Origin of the sequence: Bacteriovorax sp. Seq25_V (genome assembly GCF_000447795.1) — a bacterium.
GTDB lineage: Bacteria > Bdellovibrionota > Bacteriovoracia > Bacteriovoracales > Bacteriovoracaceae > Halobacteriovorax_A.
The window spans coordinates 264,534-285,522 of sequence record NZ_AUNI01000021.1 but is presented as its reverse complement, the minus strand read 5'-3'; the positions used below and the strand labels follow the sequence as shown (position 1 = coordinate 285,522).

The following is a 20,989-nucleotide window of genomic DNA, read 5'->3' as shown; positions in this document are numbered from 1 at the left end:
GATGAAAGAACTCTTAATAATCAATCTGAAAAGAAACGGAGACATTTTTGCTTCGGGACATATTATCAGATCATTTATCGCAAAATATCCAGAGATTAAAATATCTCTTCTCGTGTTAAAAGAATTTGAAAAGGCTGCACTCAACCTTAAAGGTATCACTGAAGTACATACAATCGATCGTAAGAAAATTTTAACTTATAAAAAGAACAAGATTTTCTCTGATGGATTTGCCCTAGATGAATTTCAGAGAGATATTGGAAAGGTAACAGGAAAAACTTGGGATGCTGTTTACAACTTATCTAACGACAGAGTGTCTACGCACCTAACATCTCTTCTTAAAACAAAGTCTTCTAAACATATTGGTATTCGCTTCAACGAAACTTGTAACATCGAATACAGCTCGGAATGGGCAATTGTAATGAATGACATTTTAACATCTGTTAAATATGCTCCTGTTACATTCACTGATACATATCTAAACATGGCGAACCTTAAGCCTGCAAATGAGTCTTTTGTTCTAAAGACTAAAGAAGAATACAACAAATCTTCAGCGACGAACTTTGCAGAACTCAGAAAAGTAGAAAATAACGGTAATGACGTGAAGTTAATTGGTATTCAACTAACAGCTTCAACTGATTACAAGTCATTATCAAAAGAACAGTTAATAAATTTAATCGATGCTCTATATATGAGTCCTAATTTCTTCCCTATCTTACTGGCTGCGCCAACAGAGCAAGAGAGAAATTTAGTTTCAATCATTAACTCTGAATTTAATAACTCCCTCGTATCTGTTGAAGCAGACTTCTTGGCCCTTAATTCAGTTCTAATGAATCTTGATCTTTTAATTACACCAGACACAGCAATCAAACATCTCGCTGATTTAACTAATACTCCAACAATAGAAATATCACTTGGAGAATCACCACTCTTTAAACAAGGAAGTCTAAACCAAGAAAGCTTCATTGTAACACCAACCGTTTCAAAACGCGTATTTAGTAAAAAGACTGTGGAAAATGATATGAGTCTACAGGCTCAGAACATTCTACTTTCAACGGAAGACATTGTTGCTCTTGCTAAAAACATTCTTTTCGCTGAAGACTTATCAAATCATAAATTCGCTCAAGGCATCTCTGTCTATTCAGTAAATAACGATGAGCTTGGGACAAGATATGAGCTAGCTTATGGCGCTGTCGACCAAAATGCAGAAATTGAAAGACTAATATCTCGCCAACTATTACTTAAGAAATTTACAGGTAGTGAAGATTTAGAAATTTATAATGCACTTGTTATTGACGGAACAACACAACTTGAAAGCTGGCTTACAGATACAAAACTAGCAATTACAGAAGTTTCAAAAAACCTTCTTGGTACATTGAGATCATTATTACAAGTTGATGGCTCAAAAGCCAAAACAGGACAGTTTCTTAAGAATCTAACAGAGCTTTTAGCAGAATGCGAAGTTGAGTCACAGTTCATGGCAATCCCACTTTTAAGATTTAGAGCAAGAGTGGAAGCGCTAAATACTTCTAATCTTCTTGAGTCAGCTCGAGAAATGGAATCTCTTATTTATGAACTGAAAGCCGACATTCAAGTCCAAGTTGATATTGTAAAAACCGCAAGTGACTTTGTAAGAAGAACAAAAGACTCCCAGAGAACAAAATTCTCAAAGGAAAATCAGTATGACATCTAATGATAATGAGGTTTTCAAAAAAGAGTTCATGGAAAAGCTTAATCAAGTTAAAGCTAAATTAGCTCGTAAAGAAAAACTCAATGACGATGATTTTACACTACTACTAATGAGCTCCGCTCTTGAAGAGCAAGGATAAGACATGGGTGCAAAACAGGAGAATAAGACAACTGAGACAGCAGAAAAATGGTTATCAATTCTTCAGTTAACTAGGATTGGTGATATTCTACAAACTGCACAAGCAGTTCGTCTATTGAAGATCAATCATCCAGAAATAAAGGTTCAGCTTGTTGCAAGAAAGCAATTTGCGGAGCCAATTCAGTTTATTATCGACCAAGTTTTCGATGAGTGTATTACTCTTGATCTAAAGACGGCGATAAATCTTAGAGATGGAGTAAAGGGATCTTTAAAAAATATTTCTTCTCAAATTGCACTCATCAACAAGCGTCCAATTGCAGCTAGTATTAATCTATCGTTCTCAAAGTCATCAACATATCTACACTCTCTTATAAGAAGTGAATATAAACTTGGGCCATTCTTTAACGAAAAACACGAACAAGTTATTCAGGACAAATGGTCACAATATTTATTCTCATCTGTAATGAGAGGAAATTTGAATCCATTTAATCTTGTCGATCTTTTCGCAGCTATTATTGGTGTTAAGAAGATCAATACTCATCTAAATACAAAAGAGTATTCGAAAGAATTAAAAAACAAAGCCCTAATTCACCCATTTGCATCGCTCGATAAAAAAAGATGGGCTGAGTCAAAATGGACAGAGGTAATTTATAATCTTTTAAAATCTAATGCCGATTTAACGGTTTATATTGCTGGTTCAAATGGAGATACGCCCTCATACGAGAAAATGACAGCGTCTCCTATACTTTCAAAATTTAAAGATAGAATTACACCCCTATTAGGAAAGAAACTAACTGAAGTTTACGATCTTGTTGATGAGAACTTCTTATTCATCGGTCATGACTCTATGTTGAGTCATCTTTTTAGTTTCAAGAATGTGAAGAGTTTAACTATTTCACTTGGTACTGTTAGAGTTCAAGAGACTGCTCCTTACTCTTTAAACAACTATGTACTAGCACCAAAAACAAACTGTTACCCTTGCTTCCCTGATACAAAATGTTCATATTTTCAATGTCATGCTGACGTGCCATTTCATACTGCAATAGCGATGTCAAAACAGCTTCTTACTGCAAACGTGATTGATATCGAAAAACTAAGAAAAGATGTAACTGAGTTCAATTTAAATTCTGTTGATATTTATAGAACGACAACAAATAATCTAGGCCAGTTACTGCTCAAAAATCTTCTCGATGAGAATAAAAGCGCCAAGGAAGTATTTAGAGATTTTTATAACGTAATTTGGTCATACTCATTCAGCGAAGTTGAACCAACTATAAATCTTCCGAAGCTTTCAAAGAATGCAACTGAAGCTCTTTCCATGATGCCTGGTGCTGCGGAAAACCTATACGAGCTTGCAGAATTTGGTAAAAAATATAGTCGTTTTATACTTGAAGAAATTTCAAATAATTCGCCAAATATTCAATCAATTAAAAACTACTCTTTAAAGATTGATGAGATTGACCGCTTACTTGATGTACTAATTACGTCATACCCACTTCTTTCGCCAATTGTTGATTATGCTAAAGTTGCCAAATCAAACTTAAGTGGCACTAATATCGTAGAAATGACTGAGTCTGCTTTCTATGTTTATCAGGAGATCTCAACATCCTCGAGTATTATTTATGATTTCTTAAATAAACTTAATATCAAAAAAGATAAAACTACAAAATTAACTTCATCAAGGACAGATGCATGATTACAGTAAGTATAAGTAGAGAAGTTCTCGAGCTTAATGACAATCAATCGATTACACTTCACGAAGCAATTAACTTAATCGAAAGAGAAGGGCTTAAGAACAACGAAATCGTTACAGCTGTAACAATTCATGGTGAGACGATTCCAGTCGATTTGCTCGGTGAGTTCGCCGACGTGGATCTAGATAATTTAGGTAATCCTACTTTAGAGATTAAAAACTCTGTTGAGATAGCGATGGAAGCACTTCAAGATTCAAATACTTATATTGATACATTGAATGCTAAAATTCATGAAATAGTTGGTTTCTATAATGAGAACAATATAGATGAAGCAAATGCAAATTTCTCTGATCTCATTGACCTAATTGATCTTTATATTCAACTGATCTCTAAAGTTCATCGCACAGTAAAAAATCACAATCCTACTTTCTTTAAGAATAATGAAACCATTAGAAACCTTGAGATTCACCTTCTTTCTGTACTCAAGGCCTTGATTCCAGCGAAAGAGAAAAATGACATAATCATGCTTTGTGACTTGCTAGAGTATGAACTTGTCGATAACCTAGCACAGTGGAAAATCAAAGCAATTCCTCTAATGATAGAAAGCGGAAAGATCTAACTTTATATATCGATAAGAAGGCTAATCATGAATTAGCCTTCATTGATTCATCTCAATTTTCTATAAATTCAAAAAAATCTATATCTCAATATACTCTAAGAAGTAATTCATTAGAATTTAACAGTGTTGATAACTCAGAAATATACTTTAACTCAGAAGATGAGCTCAAAGGTCATTTAATAAATATTTCAAATATTAGTTTAGAGCTTGAAGAAAAAAGCACACTTGAAAACTTAGAAGAGATCACTAAAAGACTATTTAAAAGCTCTACCCATATAAATCAAGTAATTGCTAACTTTAATAAAATTCCAAATTTCAAACACTATAGCTTCTTCCAAGTATTTATTCACGAAAAAGGACAATCGAATGTTCACTCCTTTTTTAATGATCAGCATGAGATTATCACTGTTGCCTCTTACAACAATATTTTCTCTAAGATTAAGAAAAGTAAAAACAAGCATTTCGATTTAAAAGATATTGGATCAGATGACATACATGTCATTGGATCATTCCTGGCCAAAGAATTAGAATACACAGATCTATCGATTGTTGTCATTGCTTCTCGTGGAGATTTATTCAGTACTCAAAAAGAAGAGAAAGAGTTTTTTTCTAATTTAATAGCGTATAGTAAAATTAAGTTTTCCTTAATCGCAAAGAATACACTAATTTTTAATCAGAAAACTCAAATTGAAAAAATCATCAAAGATTTTCCAATATATTTAAGTATTACTTCCAAACTCATTAATCTTGAGTCAGACAAGAAGGCCAAGAACTCAACAAAAACTGTAAGCAACGAATACGTCACCATTACCTATGAGACGACAGAAGATAGTTCTAATGACGCGGAACTATTTCATCATGCAAGATTGATGATAATGGGTGAACTTTTAAACACTCTTAGCCATGAACTCTCAAATCCTCTTTTCGGTATTAGCATATCAACTGAAATGTTATCTTATGACTCTCATGACAAAGATCAAGATATACTTTCGACAATCAAAGAAGTTGGCTTAAGTGCGAGTCGTTGCCAAATGATTATTAAAAGCTTCTCAGAGCTTTATAACGAAAATGATCATAATACAAAAATTAACCTTAGATCACTACTTACAGAAACGATTACCCTAACGAAAAGTGAGTCTAAGTTTTTCAAAAAGAATATTAATTTTATTAATACGAATGAAGATATTGAGCTACTCACAAATCCAACATATTTGAGCCAGATTATATTTAATCTAGTTATCAACAGCTCCCAGTCACTCAAAGAAAGCAATCTTCCATCGAAGGAGATTCACCTCGATGTTTCAGATCATGAGAACTATCTCACAATATCAATTCGTGACAATGGTCCAGGTATTCCAACAGATAAAAAGGCAGATATTTTTAATCCTTTTGTGACGACCAAAGAGACGGGAACAGGGCTTGGTCTTTCTATTTGTAAGCGTCTTTGTGAGAAAATTAATGCAAATATTTCACTTGTTGAAAATCTACCTGGTTGGACAGAGTTTCTTATTACTATTCAAAAATAGGTAAAAATGAAAAATATACTTTTAGTCGAGGATGAGCCTCTAATTCAAAAAACTTTAAAGATGCTTCTTGAAAGAAGAGGTCATCAAGTTACTGCTGTAAGTAGTGGAACGAAGGCGATAGCACATATTAACGATGAGAATTTTGATTTGATCATTTGTGACTTAATGCTTCAAGACATAACAGGCTTTGATATCATTGAGGAGTCGAAGTCAAAATTCACATTAGATGATATCGCTACAAAATTTCGCATAATTACAGCTTATAGTTCTCCACAGATCATAGAAAAGGCTAAAATGTATAACTGCGCCATTTACAGCAAACCATTTACAGATGTAAATTTAGTTATTGATAACATATTAAGAGAAAGTAATGACACAAATTAAGAAAATTGGAATTGTATTAAAACCTAGAGTTGTTCATGATTTAATGACAATGCTCCCAAACTTATATGAGTGGCTCAAGAGAAGAAAAGTTGAAGTTTGCCTATATGACTCAGAAGCAGAACGAGTATCTAAAATCTTTAAAAGTAATAAGCCAAAAATTCATTTTCTTTCAAAAGCAGAACTTTTAAAAGAATCAGATCTTATTATTACTCTTGGCGGAGATGGAACACTTATTGGTGTATGTAGACACAAGTCTTCTAAATCGACTCCCATTTTTGGAATAAACATGGGAAACCTTGGATTCATTACAGAGTTTTCACGACAAGATTTTTATGATGATCTAGAGCTTGTTTTGAAGGGTAAATACCATCTAAATAAAGTGCCTCTTTTCAAAGCGGAAATTTTTGAAGGCAATAAGAAAATCAAAGAAGCGATTTTTATCAATGATGCTGTTGTTTCTAAGAACGGAATTTCGAGAATGTTCTCTATCACTCTAGAAACAGATTCTGAAACGATCTATAATCTCGCAGGCGATGGATTAATAGTAAGTAGTCCTATTGGCTCGACAGCCTATTCGCTTGCGGCGGGAGGACCAATTGTCCATCCACAAGTTAGAGCAATTACATTAACTCCTATTTGTCCACATGCACTCACTCATAGGCCATTGCTGCTTCCAGACAACCAGGCCATATGGATCAAGGTACCAAAAGATGAAAGTGAATTGTCTTTAACGCTTGATGGACAAGAAAATATAACAATATCGAAAAATCAAAAAGTAAAAATTATAAAATCTTCTAAATCTCAAATTAGTTTGATAACAAATCCTAACAGAGAGTACTTTGGAACTTTAAAAGAAAAATTCAAACACGGACGCAGGTAAAAAATGAGCGCAAGATTAAATCTTCAAACATTAAAGCTACAAAATTTTGCAACTTTTACTAATCAACAAATTAATTTCAATGAACACTTTAATTCTATTGTTGGTGAAACAGGATCGGGTAAAAGTTTAATCCTCGACGCACTTCAAATGATATTTGGTGCACGTGCCGATAAGAAGTTAGTAAGATCTGGCTCGGAGTTCGCTTCAATTGAGGCTACCTTTACTTGTAACGATGAGAAGTCTCGTGCATTCTTTGATATTATCGGATTTCCTTGTGAAGATGATATCGTAATTAAGAGACTTATTTACAATAATGGAAAGTCTAAATCATTCTTAAACTTCCAATCTTGTCCTCTCAATATTCTCACACAAGTTGCAAGAAAGTTCATCGACCTTGTTGGGCAATTTGAAAATCAAAAACTACTTTCAGATGATTATCAACTTAAACTACTAGATAACTTCTCTGGTCACAGTGAGCTTTATAATGATTATAAAAATAGTTATAACGAACTTAAACTACTTGAAGCTAAATTAATTGATCTTCAAGAATTTAAAAATAAGTCTCTTGAAAGAAAGGATTTTTTAGAGTTCCAAATTAATGAAATTGAAGGATTAAGTCCTGAACCCTCAGAGGAAAATGAATTAAAATCCAAAAAGGATAAAATCTTAAATTACGAAAAGAATCAAAAGACATTGAATGAAATTAACTTCATGCTTAGTGAGTCTAACAACAGTGCGACAGAAATTTTGTCTCGTGCAGAGAGACTTCTTGATACTATAAGTGTTGATGATTCAATTCACGCCAGATTTTCAAATCTTAAGGCTGAACTCGACGATATTTCTTTTGAAATAACAAAACTTTCAAATGATGAGGCTCCAGAAGATTCCGTCGAAGAGATTATAGATCGTCTTGATGAGTACCAGCGTCTTAAAAGAAAATTCAATACTGATACTGAAGGACTGATTCAAGTTCTTGAAAAATATCAAAAAGAATTTTCAGAGATTGAAGTTGTTGATACAGAAATCAACAAGACCATGAAAGCTATTAACAATCAACACGATATCTGTAATAAAATAGCTACACAGCTTCACGAGAATAGGGTGACGAAAGCAGCAGAACTTTCGAAATCTTTAACGAAACTTATCCAAGCTCTTAATATGAAAGGGGCTGTTATCGATATTCGTATTTCAAAAGCTAATACACTAATGCCATCAGGAATTTCTAAGTTGGATTTCTATGCCCTTACCAACCCAGGAGAAGGCTATCATCCAATTAAGGAAATTGCATCGGGAGGGGAACTTTCACGTATCCTGCTTGCCCTGAGACAAGTACTCAGTACAACCGAATCTATTAGTGTTTTCCTCTTTGATGAAATCGACACTGGGATTGGTGGAGAGACGGCAATTACTATCGGTAAGGCACTTCAGGAAGTTTCACGAGGTAGCCAAGTAATTGCGATCACTCACCTTCCACAGATTGCGAATTTTTCTGATCAGTTGCTGTGGGTTGAAAAAGAGTCAGTTGAGATTAATAGTGAAGTAAGGACAGAGTCTCAAGTTCGTCATATCGAAAAGCCTAAAATGCCTAAATATATTAAAGAAATGCAAGCGCTCTAACGAGCGCTTTTTTATAGTTTTAAAATCTCTATTTTATCACTAATTCTAATGTAGCTTTGAGTATATGGTACGTATCCATTATTTGCGTAGATCAGGGTATCACTCTCAAAATAGTCCATATAGTGACTATGGCCACATATAACAACCTCTACCCCATATTCTTTGGAAGCAATCTCGGCGGCATCCCTAAAAGAATCTCTAATCTTAAGATTTTCCTGCGGATTACCGTAACGACTCTTGTTTCTCTTCCTACTTTTTTTACTAGCATTAACTCCAATAAAATTTAATAGGGAGTATGGCATTATTTTGTTCGCTATAAAATTTAGAGGTTTTGACGTTATGAAGTTCTTATATTTTTTATAGGTTGGGTTTCCAATCTCTATCTCATCGCCGTGGCAAAATAGAATTTTTTTATCATGAAATGATTTTTTCAATGGTGCCTTATAAACTTTTACACCAACATTTTGAAATAATTTCTCAACATGAAAGTCGTGATTTCCCTCAAAGTATTTAACTTTTATTCCTTGAGAAAGAAGTTCTTTAATTCGTCCAAAGAACCAATCATACTCTTTATAATATTCATTATGCGGACCGATCATGAGATCGAAGATATCACCTAGTAAATAAATTGAATCATTTTGCTCGAATGGTAAAGCGAGAAACTTCTTCATTATATCGACGTTTTGACCGTCTGGTTTAATGTGGACATCTGAGATCGTGTATATATTCATCTCTAGATAATAACGAATTTAAAGTAAATCTGTAAGTAATTTCTTCATTCCCTTACCTAGCTTAACCACACTTTCCTTGTAAAAATCATTTGATTCGACTTTAAAAGAAATTCGTTTTGCTCCATAAGGAAATCTCTCAACCTGAAATGGTTTAAGATTAGCGATATTTACAATTTCGGCTTTTATTTTAATTTTCTTGGTAGGAAATTCGATGTGACATTCTACAATTTGCCCTGGTTCATATCTCATATTTCTAAATTCTAGCCCATTCAGAATAAATGAAAATCCACCAAAAGATACGTCATAACATTCTTTCTTGATCCCTTCCATTTTGAAATGTACTGGAATCAGTGGTTCTAATCTATCTTCTCTTCTTCTATCATGCTTTTGAAATGCTTCTGGGTAGCGTACTTCTAAATGGCTTCCTCTATACATTTCAACTTTTGATACAAATAAAAGTTGAGAATCTGGAATATAAAATTTTAAAACACCAGGACCACTAATGAGGTCTTTGATATATTCTTTCGCACGGTGATCAATTTCAAAATTCACAACTTTCTTAAATGCATTATAATTCTTTAATTCAACAGGTACTCTTATTATTTCATTGGCCTCAAGATCCCAGATAAAGGCTTTAGCATTTGTACTAACCGCTGCTGCGATTAATTGTTCAAATGTTTTTTCTTCACCTTTTAACTTTAACATCTCTAATCCATTCCTTTTTTCCCAAAATCCCCTGGGCAACGCTAATTACCCAGAGGAAAAATGGGTAAAAAAAGGTATAAGTTTACATCGCTAAAAAAAACTTAACCTATGCTTTTAAGAAAAGAGCGGGAGGAATTCCCCTCCCGGTCTATACTTAATTAATTATCCTACTAGTCTTAGTGCTGCGTTTGGTATTCCATTAGCTTGCGATAATGTTGCTACCCCAGCTTGCTTGATCACGTTGCTTGAAGCCATTTTTGCTGATTCAGCTGCTACGTCAACGTCTTCGATTACTGATCTTGCTGCATCTTGGTTCAGCGCTTGTACTTCTAGGTTTGATACAGTTGACTGTAGTCTTGACTGAATAGAACCTAAGTCTGCACGTTGTCCTGATACCATTTCGATAGCAGAGTCAATTTGACTCATCGAACCTAGTGCATCGTCTTTACTTGCTACACTTGTCGATGAAATTCCGATTGCGTCAGCTGTTGCATTTGTTGCTGAAGAGTCAAACGTAATTCTGTTTTGTTCTCCATCATATGCACCAACTTGAATATCTTTTTGTTCGCCTTCTCCATTTAATAGGTTAGACCCGTTAAATGTTGTTGATTGTGCGATACGATCTACTTCTGTTGTTAGCTGTTGATATTCTTTGTCCAAGAATCCTCTTTCTGAGTCTCCAATCGTGTCAGATGAAGCTTGAACTGTTAACTCTCTAAGTCTTGTTAAGATGTTAGATGTTTCGTTCAGACCACCTTCTGCTGTTTGAACTAAAGAGATACCATCGTTAGCATTTCTTGTTGCCTGTCTTAAACCTTTTGTTGTCGCTTCTAAGTTTTTAGAAATCGCAAGTCCAGCGGCATCGTCAGCGGCTTTTGTAATTCTCTTACCGCTTGATAGTTTCTCTAAAGAATCTTGTCCTTTACTTGATACTTCTCTTAAGTTTTTCTGTACTGTTTGTGAAGCAATGTTTGTGTTAATTCGTAATCCCATTTTGTACTCCTTTCTAAAGCGTTGTTTTTTACCATTTTTTTGTCTGAGTTGTTTTGTCAGACAAGAAACCTATCGTTTCACTCGGGATTTTTCTTTAGTTTTTTCGTCAAGTACTTTTTAAAAAAAGTTATTTTTCTCTATTAAATTAATAGGTTATAGGCGATATTTTTTTGGCATTATTCTTGTAACAAACATACTTTCCACCCTTGCACATCACTGTTTTAGTGTTAAATTTATTTAATGAAATTTTATAGACTCCTTGTATTACTATTTTTATCAACATTCTCAACTGCGCTAAAAGCACAGGAAAACGTTGTTTCTAATGCAAATTCATCAAAAGGCTATATTCATTTTTTCACTGGTGCTATCACATACCACTTCTTTGATTTCAGTGAGGATGCTGGGAAATTTAAGAAGGACATAGGAGATCAAGGAAAGCTAATCCTTCATCCTTTCCTCGGCTATGAGCAGGCTGATATCAAAGGGGAAGACCTTCGTTATAACGCCTTCTTTATTTTTAATGACTCTCTAGGATCTCCGGCCCTAGGTTATAACAAAGGCTATAGTATTCGAATTGATCAATATATTGATGTCGGATATTTCTATGGCGTGTACGGTATTCGACAAAATGTGTGGGAAGATAATGATATTAATCTTCCAGTTCGTTTAAAGCTTGGGAGAAATATTGCTCTCGTGCCCATAATTGGCCTTAAACAGACTTTAACACTACCACTCTATGATGATTATACCTTCAAGACTTCGATGGCCGTAATGCCAAATACTGCGACACTCTTGATAGGAGTTGCGAAAAATTTTTAATCTATAAACGCAAAGAGGCCTCCATTACTGGAGGCCTCTGAGGTTTTGTTTTTTAATTCGATTTTGTGTTTTCGATTAACCGATCAATCTCAGTGCACCTTGGTTAGACTGATTAGCTTGCGCTAATACCGCAGTTGCAGAGTTTGATAAGATATTTGTTCTAGCCATCTCTGCTGACTCAGAAGCAATATCAGTATCTCTAATTCTTGAATTCGCCGCACTTAAGTTTTCTGTCGAAACTTCAAGGTTGCTAATTGTAGACTGTAGTCTATTTTGTAGCGCCCCTAGATTCGCTCTGTTTCCAGAGATCTTCTCAATTGCCGTATCAAGAACATCGAGATTGCCTTGAGCACCATCTTTCGATGCTACTGTTAGACCTTCAATCCCAATATCTGCTGCTTTCGCACTTGATTGAGATGGGTCATAAGCAATTCTATCTAACCCTTCTGTGTTGTTAATACCAATTTGGAAGTCCATCTGATCACCAGTACCATTAAGTAGGTTCTTTCCGTTAAACTTAGTAGATTCAGAAATTCTATCAACTTCTTGTACTAGGTTTTGGAATTCAAGATCAGTAAACTTTCTCTCAGTATCTCCAACTGTATCAGATGCAGATTGTACAGATAGCTCTCTTAGTCTAATTAAGATATTTGATACCTCGTTTAAACCACCTTCTGCTGTTTGTACCATTGAGATACCGTCACCAGCGTTTCTTGTCGCTTGTTGAGTACCTCTGATGTTAGCCTTTAGTTTTTCACTAATTGCTAAACCTGCTGCATCATCTCCTGCTTTATTAATTCTATTACCTGAAGCTAGTTTTTCAAGAGACGTATTCTGTGCTCTTTTTACATTTCCTAAACTTCTTTGTGCTGCTAACGATTGAACGTTTGTGTTAATTCTCATACCCATACTAATCTCCTCGAATCATTAAAACCTCCGTGTGTTTGTTTAAAGATAAAACTCCTTGTCCTATCTTTTTTTACTCATGTTACCTACCCCTAGGTAACAATAACCATTACGGATACTCAGAAATTTACTTGAGAGAAAAAGGTACAATTTTCCTAATTATTTTAAGTAGTTAAGTATTACACTCGGGTATTAAAGTAATTCTTTAAGATAAGTCTGTAGATTTATGAAGTTCTTTATGTCCGACTTAATTGCTATATTTTTAAATTTATTTTTCAAAGATAAATTAAGAAAAATGATTTCATCATCAAAATAGAAATGCTTACTCGGATAAACTCTTATTTCAACATTTCGATGATTTCTAATAACGCAGTTTTTTTTAGAGCTTAATATTGAATAAATTACTTTAAATAGCTGTTTCGAGCTATTTAAAGTCAGTCTATCTTTTTCTTGAGTTTCACAGAAAGTAATTACATGAAAATCTTTATCGTTAAGATCTATTTCTAACAATTACGATCGACCTTGAACTTGATTAATTAAACCAGTCGTTGAGTAACCATCTTCAAAGCGCAAACTTTTTGTTACTCCACCTTTCATCGCTACAATATCATGACCCACGATATCTTCAACTTTCCAATCCCCGCCCTTAACAAGAACATCTGGTTGAATTTTTTTAATTAATTCATAAGGTGTGTCTTCTTCAAAAACAAAAACAAAATCTACTGCCTTTAAATTTTCAAGCATGAACTTTCTATCAAGCTCATTATTTATTGGCCTATCTTCACCTTTAAGTCTTTTCACACTTGCATCAGAGTTAACTCCAACAACAAGTAAATCTCCCTGTTCACGGGCATCATTAAGGTAAGCGACATGACCACGATGAAGGATATCAAAACAACCGTTGGTAAAAACAATTTTTTTATTTGCTCTAATTGATTCTAAAGTTTCAAAACTCACGCTCTAATAACCTTATTTTTTAATAGCTCAGCATCCATTTGCATCAAGTATGGAATTCCAATCATTGGAATTGAAACCAGCTCTAACATTGATCTTTTTACGATAAATCCAATGTTCATTTCTCTATTGTATTTTGTCTTTGTCTTAAATATTTTTTGACCGACTGTTTGACTGAACCCCATCGCAAGTGAGTAGATATTATAAATTAAAACAAATAAGACAATAGGAAAAACGATATTCGATGTTAGCATCAACTGGCTCACAAAATCAGAAATTGTCATTGTTGTAGAAATAAACATCAATGAGAAAATAACTGAAACAAGCATTAGAACAATGATTACATCAGTTATAAATGCCATTAAACGACTAACTTTAGTTGCATCCTTCTCGACTTTTTCAAAGATTTTTATTTCTTTATTAACCTTAGGACTTGCAGTAGTTGTTTGAGAATAAAAAGCTTTTAATTCACTAGGGATAGCTCTTTCTTCAACAGCTGGTTTTTGAATCACTTGGTCATATACTTTTTTATGAATATGTAGCTCATTTTTTTGAGCTTGCCCATTATGGTGAAAACCTAGTCCTTCATTAATTGGCTTAAATGGAATATCTTCAATATCAAACGCATCTAAATCAAAATCGACAACTTCAATTTTCTTATCATTAATATTTGTGTCTAACATCCTCTATACTCCTGTTATTATTAGGATGACATAAATTTCACAAAGCAGCAAATTTTCCGAGCACATATCCTATACATGTTGAAACTGCATTTGGTGACCTTAAAATTGGGCCTCCTGTGAATAATGTCGATGCATTTGGAAATGATAAAATATAATCTTCTTCATTTGAGCTCAATCCACCTTCAGGGCCAATAATGATAAGGATCTTTTGAGTTGGATTAAGCTCTAATTCCTTTATTGAATTTTGTGTTCTAAGTGTTGATAGAATCACATAGTCATAATTTTTAAAGATTGCATCATAACTTTTAAGTGAAGGTGCAAGTTCTTCAACCTTCATCAAAAATGGGTTATTAGATTGAATTGTGGCACTTTCAATTAAAGCATCAACTCGATCAAAGTTTTTAATTTTCCACTGAGAGTACTCCGCAGTGAACGGATAGAAATTCGATACTCCGAGTTCTACAGCGTTCTTTAAGCACAATTCAAATGCCTCTCTCTTTGGAAGACCCAGACAAATATCAATTTGATATGGTTTCTCGGTCGCTGTTTGATCTTTAATCAAGAGAGTGATTTCTCTTTTTGTACAAGATACAACTTCAGAAATATAGCTTTGTCCTTGACCGCTTAGAAGCTTTACCTCTTCTCCACTTCTAATGCGAGCAACCTTGATAAGATGGTGTGCTCTATCGTCATTTAACACGAAATTTTCACCTTCTTTAATTGATTCAGTTTCTTTTAAAAGTACTGCTCTCATTATTTCTTGAAAACAATCGCCGACCAGTCACCTTTAGAAACTGTCTCGATATGAGTAAGCATCTTATATTCTTCTCTAATATTTGGAACTTGATCATTTAAAATTCCTGATAGAATTAGAAATGATCCTTCTTTCAAAGAACTTAATAATGTTTCTTTTTCAAGGATTAGAACATGCTCAAGAATATTTGCAAAAACCAGCTCATATTTTTCAGTTACTTCAAAACGGTCACGATGAGCTAAGACGATACCGTTAAGTTCACTATCTTCAAAATTAAGTTTTAGATTAGTAAGACAATTATCAAGTGCTGCAGGGTCGATATCAATGAAGTCAACTTGCATTTTTAATTTCTTAATTGCACCTATCCCAAGAATTCCAGAACCACATCCAAAGTCAAGACAGAGTCCACCTTCTTTAATCTCACTTTTAACTGATTCAAAAAGTTTTAAACAAAGAAATGTTGTTTCATGTTCACCAGTACCAAATCCCATACCTGGGTTAATATAAATATTGTCTCTATTACTTTTGTGACCTTCTTCCTTGTACCACTCAGGAATAACACTAAGATTTTCAGTTACAACAATTGGAGCGTAATGTTTTTTCCATTCTTCGTTCCAGTCAGAGAATTCTTGCTTCTCTGCTGTAACAGCAACTTCTTGATGGTTTTCTTCAATATATGCAACAAAATCCTCTGCTCTTTTCAAGTCTCCATTGAAAAAGTAGTACTTATATATTAATTCATTTCGTACTTTAGCTTCGACTTCTACTTCATCAATCACTGAAAGTGGAACATCTCCACCACTGTAAGCACGCTCCCCGAGAATTTCGTCAACAGTCGCTTCATCAATCGAGAATTCTTCAACTCCATCTACATGAAATGAATTCATTGCTAACTCGTTAACCTCAAGAGCTTTTTCTTCATTCCCAAAACGGGCCTCTACGATAAAAAATTCACCTTTTTCCACAGTCATCACTAATATTCCTTAAAGCAAGCATATTGCCATTTGGGTACATTCCATCAATTTTAATACAGCTTTTCATAACCCATATAACGCTTGGATGCCATAAATTAATATATGCATAGTCATTATTTACAAGCATACTTGCCTGTCTATAGAGCTCATTTCTCTTCTCTATATTTTCTGTTGATTCTGCAAGATCAAGCTGCTGATCTAACTCACTGTTTTTATAGAAACCACGATTGGCTCCCTTCGGCGGAATATTCTCGCTGTAAAAAGCAAACTTAAGCATATCTGGGCCAGTAAAACCGACCCATTTACCAATAAAGAGATCATATTCACCGCGCTTAAGACCCCTTAAAAAGGTTCCCCATTCTTGTACAACAAGTTCAACTTCGATCCCGAATTTTTTCATTTCTTCTTTGATAATTTCCACTAACTCGAGTGCAAATTTATTATTTGTACTTTTCCACAAAAGCTTCAATGGTTGATTATTAAACATCCATTTTCCATCAACTTTTTTAAATCCAGCCTGCATAAATAATTTTTCAGCCTTCTTTGGATTGTACTCTTCTACTCTATCAATATAGAGGTTCTCGAAAGCCTCAGAAAATAATCCATTAGCTATCGTTGCATTATTTTTAAACTTATAAGTAACAATCTTTTCACGAGGAACAAGAAGACTCAAAGCCTCTCTCACTCTTTTATCTTTGAAGTAATCTTTTTGATGATTTATTCCAATATAATTATAGTTTGTACTTTCTTTCTTTTCGACTCGAACAGCATTACTCTTTTCAAGGAATTCAATTTTTCGAGGCGACATTTCAGCTAATGAGATATCAATCTCACCTTTCATCATTTTCAAAGAAAGCGTTGTCTCATCTTTAACAACGACAAAATCAAGAGCTGGAAGTTTCTTATCAAGAGGTATCAGATTCACATGAAATGAATCGATCTGACCAAACTTATACTCACCTGCGCCAATAATATCACCTAACTCAATCTTCTCGAGTGAATCAAAATTTGTAATTTTAACAATTTTAAAGAGTACAAGATTTGGAAGATGATCAAGTCCAAACTTATTGTAAACTAATTCCACTTTATAATCGCCCAGCTTTTTTACTTCGATGATATTCCCAAAGGCAAATCTAAATACTGATTTGAGCTTTTCTGTATCCGTAAAATATTTGTGAGACAAAACAACACTGTCCGCATTAACAGCTGAACCATCCCAAAACTTAACATCATCTCTTAAGTCGAATTCAATGCTGTACTTATTTCCATCACGCTTTTCTTTATAAGAGGTGCATAGTCGACAAATAATATTCATCTTCTGATCAAAATCAATTAATGATGTATTTACAAGTCTATTGATATTCTGAGAATTCGCATCTGTCGAAAAGAAAGGACTCAAATTATTCGGAGCAGAAGAAATCGCTAGCTTATAGGCGTGGGCCTCGAATAATGTAAAAAAACTAAATACGATAAAGAGCTTAAAATTCTTCATTAAAAATCTACCTAAAATGTTATTAACTATCTAAAATTCTATCATTTTTTATATCTCGATGCCACTCATTGGGTCATTGATATTTCTTACAAATTTAGTTCTAAATTTCTTATTTTCTGTTATAACAAAAGAGTTGGAGTATTTATGAAATTAATAGGTATAGCAGGTGGATCAGGTTCAGGTAAAACAACTTTCGCGATGAAGGTTATGAGCAAGCTCCCAGCAAATAAGGTCAATCTTCTCCACATGGACTCTTACTATCTTCATGACCAACCAAAAGAGTTCTTTACTAAATCAGGTAAACCCAACTTTGACCACCCCAGTTCTTTCGACTGGGATTTATTACGTACACATATTAGAACACTCAAAGAGGGTGGTAAGATCGAAGTACCTCTTTATGATTTCACAACTAGTGCTCGACTCCAAGATACTGAAGTGATGTCGCCTAAGTCAATTCTCCTTTTTGAAGGAATTTTCACTCTATTTGATCAAGAAATCAGAGATATGTTGGACATCAAAACCTTCCTCCATGTTGATGCAGATATCCGATTTACTCGTAGACTAAATCGTGACGTACAGGAGAGAGGTCGCTCTCTTGAGTCTGTTACTTCACAATACTATGAAACAGTTAGACCTATGTATCAGAAATTTCTCGCCCCTCAACAGCAATATGCAGACTTTATCGTTGGAGAAGAAACAGATGTCGCAGCGGATATTCTTGCTTCTAAGTTAAACGATTTCATCAGAGACGAAGAATCTATGCAAAAGCTTATTGATCGCAATAACTTTTCATAAGAATATTCTCAGTGTAAATTAATATCATGAAAAATTATTTAAAGATTTCTCCAGTTGGTGGTGTTAAGCAAATTGGGTCCAACTGTACACTTATTGAAACATCTTCACAGAAGCTACTAATCGATTGTGGTATTTTATTTCCAAATGAAGGTGTTTTTGACATTAATTATCTTATTCCTGACTTAAGTGCTATTGATAATATTGATACAATCGTTATCACGCATGGCCACGAAGATCATATTGGCGCTGTCTCACACTTTATAGAAGCATTTCCAAGTGCTGAAATATATGCACCACGTTTTGCAAAAGAACTTATCCAATTCAAACTTTCCCAAAGAAAGATTTCAAAAAAAATTAATATACTTACAAAGCAGGACTTTGGTGATGTTAACATTGAAGCCTTTCATGTTAATCACTCCATCCCTGACACGAAAGGACTTCTAATAACGCACAAAAAACTTGAACTAGCTATTACGTTTATTTCTGATTTTAAAATTGATAAGAACAACCAGTACGAAGCCCCTTTTGATTTTAAGATACTAGAAGACGCATCGAAGTCGTATTCAAAAAGAATTGCTCTACTCGATTCAACAAATATCCTCAGCAAAAATATCCACACTCCTTCTGAGATGGATTTAATTGAGCCATTAAAAAATATTATCAAAGGATGTGACGGCACTACATTTGTCACTACTTTTTCATCTAATATTCATAGAATTCAAACACTAATTAATATCGCGCGCGAGCTTGGTCGTGTAGTCATACCTTATGGTCGTTCTATGCAACGTTATATCGAGACGGCATTAGAGACAGAGTTTTTAACAGGGCTAGATATTATTAAAGATGCTGATGACAAAAGTGTTAAGAAGAAGAAAATTGTTATCCTCTCAGGCTGTCAGGGCGAATTTAGAGGGGCCCTTAAAAGAGTTGTATCGAAGCAAGATTCTCGATTCAAATTCGCTCATGGTGACTACGTTATCTTTAGCTCCAAAGCTATTCCTGGAAATGAAAAAGAAGTTAGTCTCATATATAATGATATTGTTGAGCAGGGTGTAGAACTTTTCACCCCTGACAACAATCTTATTCATGCTTCTGGACATCCAGGAAGGGAAGATCTTAAAGAAGTCTATCATGCCTTTAAGCCAACTCACGCCTTTCCGATTCATGGAGAAAGTTTATTTCTGAAAGAGCATGTCAACTTTATCTATAATAATAAGCTTGCTGATAATGCTCAGATGATTCTTAATGGTGACGAGATCATTGTTTCAGATAATATCAAGGTCATCAATAAAGACAGTCATCCAGAACCAATTCTCATTCATGGAAAAGATCTTCCGATCGAAAGAGCTAAAATCTCAGAAAGACGCAAGATAGCAACTCAGGGGCTTATATTAATTAGCTTCTCTAAAGAAAGTATTAATAAGTTTAAGCCAACTTTTGAAATTACAACTCAAGGTTTACCTGAATTTATTGAATCTGAGCTACCGGAATTTGAATCTGTTTTACTAAGTGAGTTTCAAGCTTTGAAAAAAGCCCCTATGGATGAAAAGAAAGAGAAAATTAGAGTGCTCACGAGAAGATACTTCGGCAATATCCTTGGATATCGTCCAGTAGCAGTTATTCACATTTGCTAATTAAAGCTTTCACTAAATTTAGTTGCAAACTCGTCTAGTAATTCAACTGCATCTTTTTTAAATTGCTCTGGCGTCTTAAGTAGTAATTTACCATTATTATGTGGAATATTAGTTAGTACGAGACGAAAGTTTTCACCTTCCCATTTTTTCCAAGAAATAGAATATTGATCTCTTTTAAAGCCTGACCCACCAAAAGAGTGCTCAGCAAGTTCTGGGTTTAATTCAGCGACTGTTATTGAAAACTCTACTTTTATTCCACTTTCAATAAGCTCTGTTTCAAATTCTCTAATTCTTCTATCTTCCTTCGAATTCAGAACTACGCTCGGTTTATTATCTTCGATGATTTGATTCATCTGCTTTTTTAACTCTTCAAGACTACTCATTAAAGTCTTTCCTTTTCAAGCTGGTTTTTTAACACTTCTGCTTTTTCTTTAATTACGTAAAGCTGTACATATGTTTCGATATGATCATTAGTTACATCGATCTTATATTCACATTGAATATACATTGGTTCCTTGTTTTTTTCCCAGCCATTTTGTTTAAAATTATAAATATAAATTCCAGCTTCCGGAGTGTCTGCTGTTGTTAATTGATTTGTAATTTGTTCCCACTTATTTTCTGTATACGTTTGAAAATGTTCCTTACAAAAATGCAGGTTATCAGTTTCAAAATGATCACTTTTAATCAACTCTTTTTCACATATTGAACACAGCCCAACAATTGGTTCTTTATCTTTTTTAGAATCTTCAAATAGTTTTTTGAAATCATTTGGACCAAAATTAGCGAGAGACTCTTTATTAACAGGAGCTTCTTCTTTTCGCTGCTTATTTCTCATCAGTAGATAAACAACGATCCCACCAATGACTAATAAAAGTATAAATATTAAAAATAATAAAATGACTATTATGAGTGTATTTGAATCCATATTGATATTTTGCAGTAGAAATTTAGAGGTGTAAAATAAAAAGGCCCCCTAAGGCGAACCTTAGAGGGCTTTATCAGGG

At 34.1% G+C, this 20,989-nt stretch carries 23 protein-coding genes; 11 read left to right on the top strand and 12 right to left on the bottom strand.

What is annotated here, in order from left to right:
• The first annotated feature begins 1 nt into the window (after position 1).
• The 8 genes from M900_RS16100 to M900_RS16070 are packed head-to-tail and all read left to right on the top strand — an operon-like array spanning position 2 to position 8,545.
• Positions 2 to 1,690 carry a glycosyltransferase family 9 protein gene (locus M900_RS16100; RefSeq protein ID WP_021275867.1) on the top strand — a complete coding sequence of 563 codons (1,689 nt, stop codon included), beginning with the start codon at positions 2 to 4 and terminating at the stop codon, positions 1,688 to 1,690.
• The gene (locus M900_RS17795; protein WP_021275902.1) at positions 1,680 to 1,826 is read left to right on the top strand and encodes a hypothetical protein; all 147 of its coding nucleotides are present in this window, start codon (positions 1,680 to 1,682) and stop codon (positions 1,824 to 1,826) included. The genes M900_RS16100 and M900_RS17795 overlap by 11 nt, the downstream gene beginning before the upstream one ends.
• A 3-nt stretch (positions 1,827 to 1,829) precedes the next feature.
• Complete coding sequence (locus tag M900_RS16095; protein WP_021275732.1) at positions 1,830 to 3,521, top strand: glycosyltransferase family 9 protein; 1,692 nt, start codon at positions 1,830 to 1,832, stop codon at positions 3,519 to 3,521.
• On the top strand, positions 3,518 to 4,138 hold the full coding sequence (locus tag M900_RS16090; protein WP_021275763.1) for a hypothetical protein: 621 nt from the start codon (positions 3,518 to 3,520) through the stop codon (positions 4,136 to 4,138). Before M900_RS16095 ends, M900_RS16090 begins: the two co-directional genes overlap by 4 nt.
• Positions 4,090 to 5,664 (top strand): sensor histidine kinase, encoded by a 1,575-nt coding sequence (locus tag M900_RS16085; RefSeq protein WP_021276000.1) that lies wholly within the window; start codon positions 4,090 to 4,092, stop codon positions 5,662 to 5,664. The genes M900_RS16090 and M900_RS16085 overlap by 49 nt, the downstream gene beginning before the upstream one ends.
• A gap of 6 nt (positions 5,665 to 5,670) precedes the next feature.
• Complete coding sequence (locus tag M900_RS17465; protein ID WP_021275973.1) at positions 5,671 to 6,048, top strand: response regulator; 378 nt, start codon at positions 5,671 to 5,673, stop codon at positions 6,046 to 6,048.
• Positions 6,035 to 6,928, top strand: a complete 894-nt coding sequence (locus M900_RS16075) for an NAD(+)/NADH kinase (RefSeq protein WP_021275825.1) — start codon at positions 6,035 to 6,037, stop codon at positions 6,926 to 6,928. The genes M900_RS17465 and M900_RS16075 overlap by 14 nt, the downstream gene beginning before the upstream one ends.
• Before the next feature lie 3 nt (positions 6,929 to 6,931).
• Complete coding sequence (locus M900_RS16070) at positions 6,932 to 8,545, top strand: DNA repair protein RecN (protein WP_021275775.1); 1,614 nt, start codon at positions 6,932 to 6,934, stop codon at positions 8,543 to 8,545.
• Positions 8,546 to 8,556: 11 nt separating this feature from the next.
• Here M900_RS16070 and M900_RS16065 read toward each other — a convergent pair whose 3' ends face one another.
• The 3 genes from M900_RS16065 to M900_RS16055 form a co-directional block, all read right to left on the bottom strand.
• Positions 8,557 to 9,276 carry a UDP-2,3-diacylglucosamine diphosphatase gene (locus tag M900_RS16065; RefSeq protein WP_084703645.1) on the bottom strand — a complete coding sequence of 240 codons (720 nt, stop codon included), beginning with the start codon at positions 9,274 to 9,276 and terminating at the stop codon, positions 8,557 to 8,559.
• A gap of 18 nt (positions 9,277 to 9,294) precedes the next feature.
• Positions 9,295 to 9,981 carry a PilZ domain-containing protein gene (locus M900_RS16060; RefSeq protein ID WP_021275961.1) on the bottom strand — a complete coding sequence of 229 codons (687 nt, stop codon included), beginning with the start codon at positions 9,979 to 9,981 and terminating at the stop codon, positions 9,295 to 9,297.
• 162 nt (positions 9,982 to 10,143) lie between these two features.
• On the bottom strand, positions 10,144 to 10,974 hold the full coding sequence (locus M900_RS16055; protein ID WP_021276074.1) for a flagellin: 831 nt from the start codon (positions 10,972 to 10,974) through the stop codon (positions 10,144 to 10,146).
• A gap of 240 nt (positions 10,975 to 11,214) precedes the next feature.
• Between M900_RS16055 and M900_RS16050 the strand changes: the two genes are divergently transcribed.
• Positions 11,215 to 11,793: a hypothetical protein gene (locus tag M900_RS16050; RefSeq protein ID WP_034733106.1), complete on the top strand. Its 579-nt coding sequence runs from the start codon at positions 11,215 to 11,217 to the stop codon at positions 11,791 to 11,793.
• 75 nt (positions 11,794 to 11,868) lie between these two features.
• Here M900_RS16050 and M900_RS16045 read toward each other — a convergent pair whose 3' ends face one another.
• From M900_RS16045 to M900_RS16015, 7 genes are all read right to left on the bottom strand, one after another.
• Complete coding sequence (locus M900_RS16045; RefSeq protein WP_021276075.1) at positions 11,869 to 12,702, bottom strand: flagellin; 834 nt, start codon at positions 12,700 to 12,702, stop codon at positions 11,869 to 11,871.
• Positions 12,703 to 12,891: 189 nt separating this feature from the next.
• Entirely contained in the window at positions 12,892 to 13,209 is a 318-nt protein-coding gene (locus tag M900_RS16040) for a hypothetical protein (RefSeq protein WP_021275806.1), read from the bottom strand.
• The gene (gene rfaE2, locus M900_RS16035) at positions 13,210 to 13,656 is read right to left on the bottom strand and encodes a D-glycero-beta-D-manno-heptose 1-phosphate adenylyltransferase (protein WP_021275912.1); all 447 of its coding nucleotides are present in this window, start codon (positions 13,654 to 13,656) and stop codon (positions 13,210 to 13,212) included.
• Positions 13,653 to 14,336, bottom strand: coding sequence for an RDD family protein (locus M900_RS16030; protein ID WP_021275971.1), 684 nt, complete (start codon positions 14,334 to 14,336; stop codon positions 13,653 to 13,655). Before M900_RS16030 ends, rfaE2 begins: the two co-directional genes overlap by 4 nt.
• A 37-nt stretch (positions 14,337 to 14,373) precedes the next feature.
• A complete protein-coding gene (locus M900_RS16025; RefSeq protein ID WP_021276057.1) occupies positions 14,374 to 15,090 on the bottom strand; it encodes a 16S rRNA (uracil(1498)-N(3))-methyltransferase in 717 nt (238 codons plus the stop codon).
• The gene (locus M900_RS16020) at positions 15,090 to 16,061 is read right to left on the bottom strand and encodes a 50S ribosomal protein L11 methyltransferase (protein WP_021275730.1); all 972 of its coding nucleotides are present in this window, start codon (positions 16,059 to 16,061) and stop codon (positions 15,090 to 15,092) included. Before M900_RS16020 ends, M900_RS16025 begins: the two co-directional genes overlap by 1 nt.
• Complete coding sequence (locus M900_RS16015; RefSeq protein ID WP_021275862.1) at positions 16,042 to 17,556, bottom strand: ABC transporter substrate-binding protein; 1,515 nt, start codon at positions 17,554 to 17,556, stop codon at positions 16,042 to 16,044. The genes M900_RS16020 and M900_RS16015 overlap by 20 nt, the downstream gene beginning before the upstream one ends.
• 144 nt (positions 17,557 to 17,700) lie before the next feature.
• Here M900_RS16015 and udk point away from each other — a divergent pair, with 144 nt between their 5' ends.
• Both udk and M900_RS16005 read left to right on the top strand, forming a co-directional pair.
• Positions 17,701 to 18,351: a uridine kinase gene (gene udk, locus M900_RS16010; RefSeq protein WP_021275907.1), complete on the top strand. Its 651-nt coding sequence runs from the start codon at positions 17,701 to 17,703 to the stop codon at positions 18,349 to 18,351.
• Positions 18,352 to 18,377: 26 nt separating this feature from the next.
• On the top strand, positions 18,378 to 19,985 hold the full coding sequence (locus M900_RS16005) for a ribonuclease J (RefSeq protein WP_021275980.1): 1,608 nt from the start codon (positions 18,378 to 18,380) through the stop codon (positions 19,983 to 19,985).
• Here the strand turns inward: M900_RS16005 and M900_RS16000 are convergent.
• Complete coding sequence (locus M900_RS16000) at positions 19,982 to 20,368, bottom strand: hypothetical protein (protein ID WP_021276010.1); 387 nt, start codon at positions 20,366 to 20,368, stop codon at positions 19,982 to 19,984. The two genes, M900_RS16005 and M900_RS16000, sit on opposite strands and share 4 nt — an antisense overlap.
• Entirely contained in the window at positions 20,368 to 20,910 is a 543-nt protein-coding gene (locus M900_RS15995) for a hypothetical protein (protein WP_021275765.1), read from the bottom strand. Before M900_RS15995 ends, M900_RS16000 begins: the two co-directional genes overlap by 1 nt.
• Between the last annotated feature and the right edge of the window lie 79 nt (positions 20,911 to 20,989).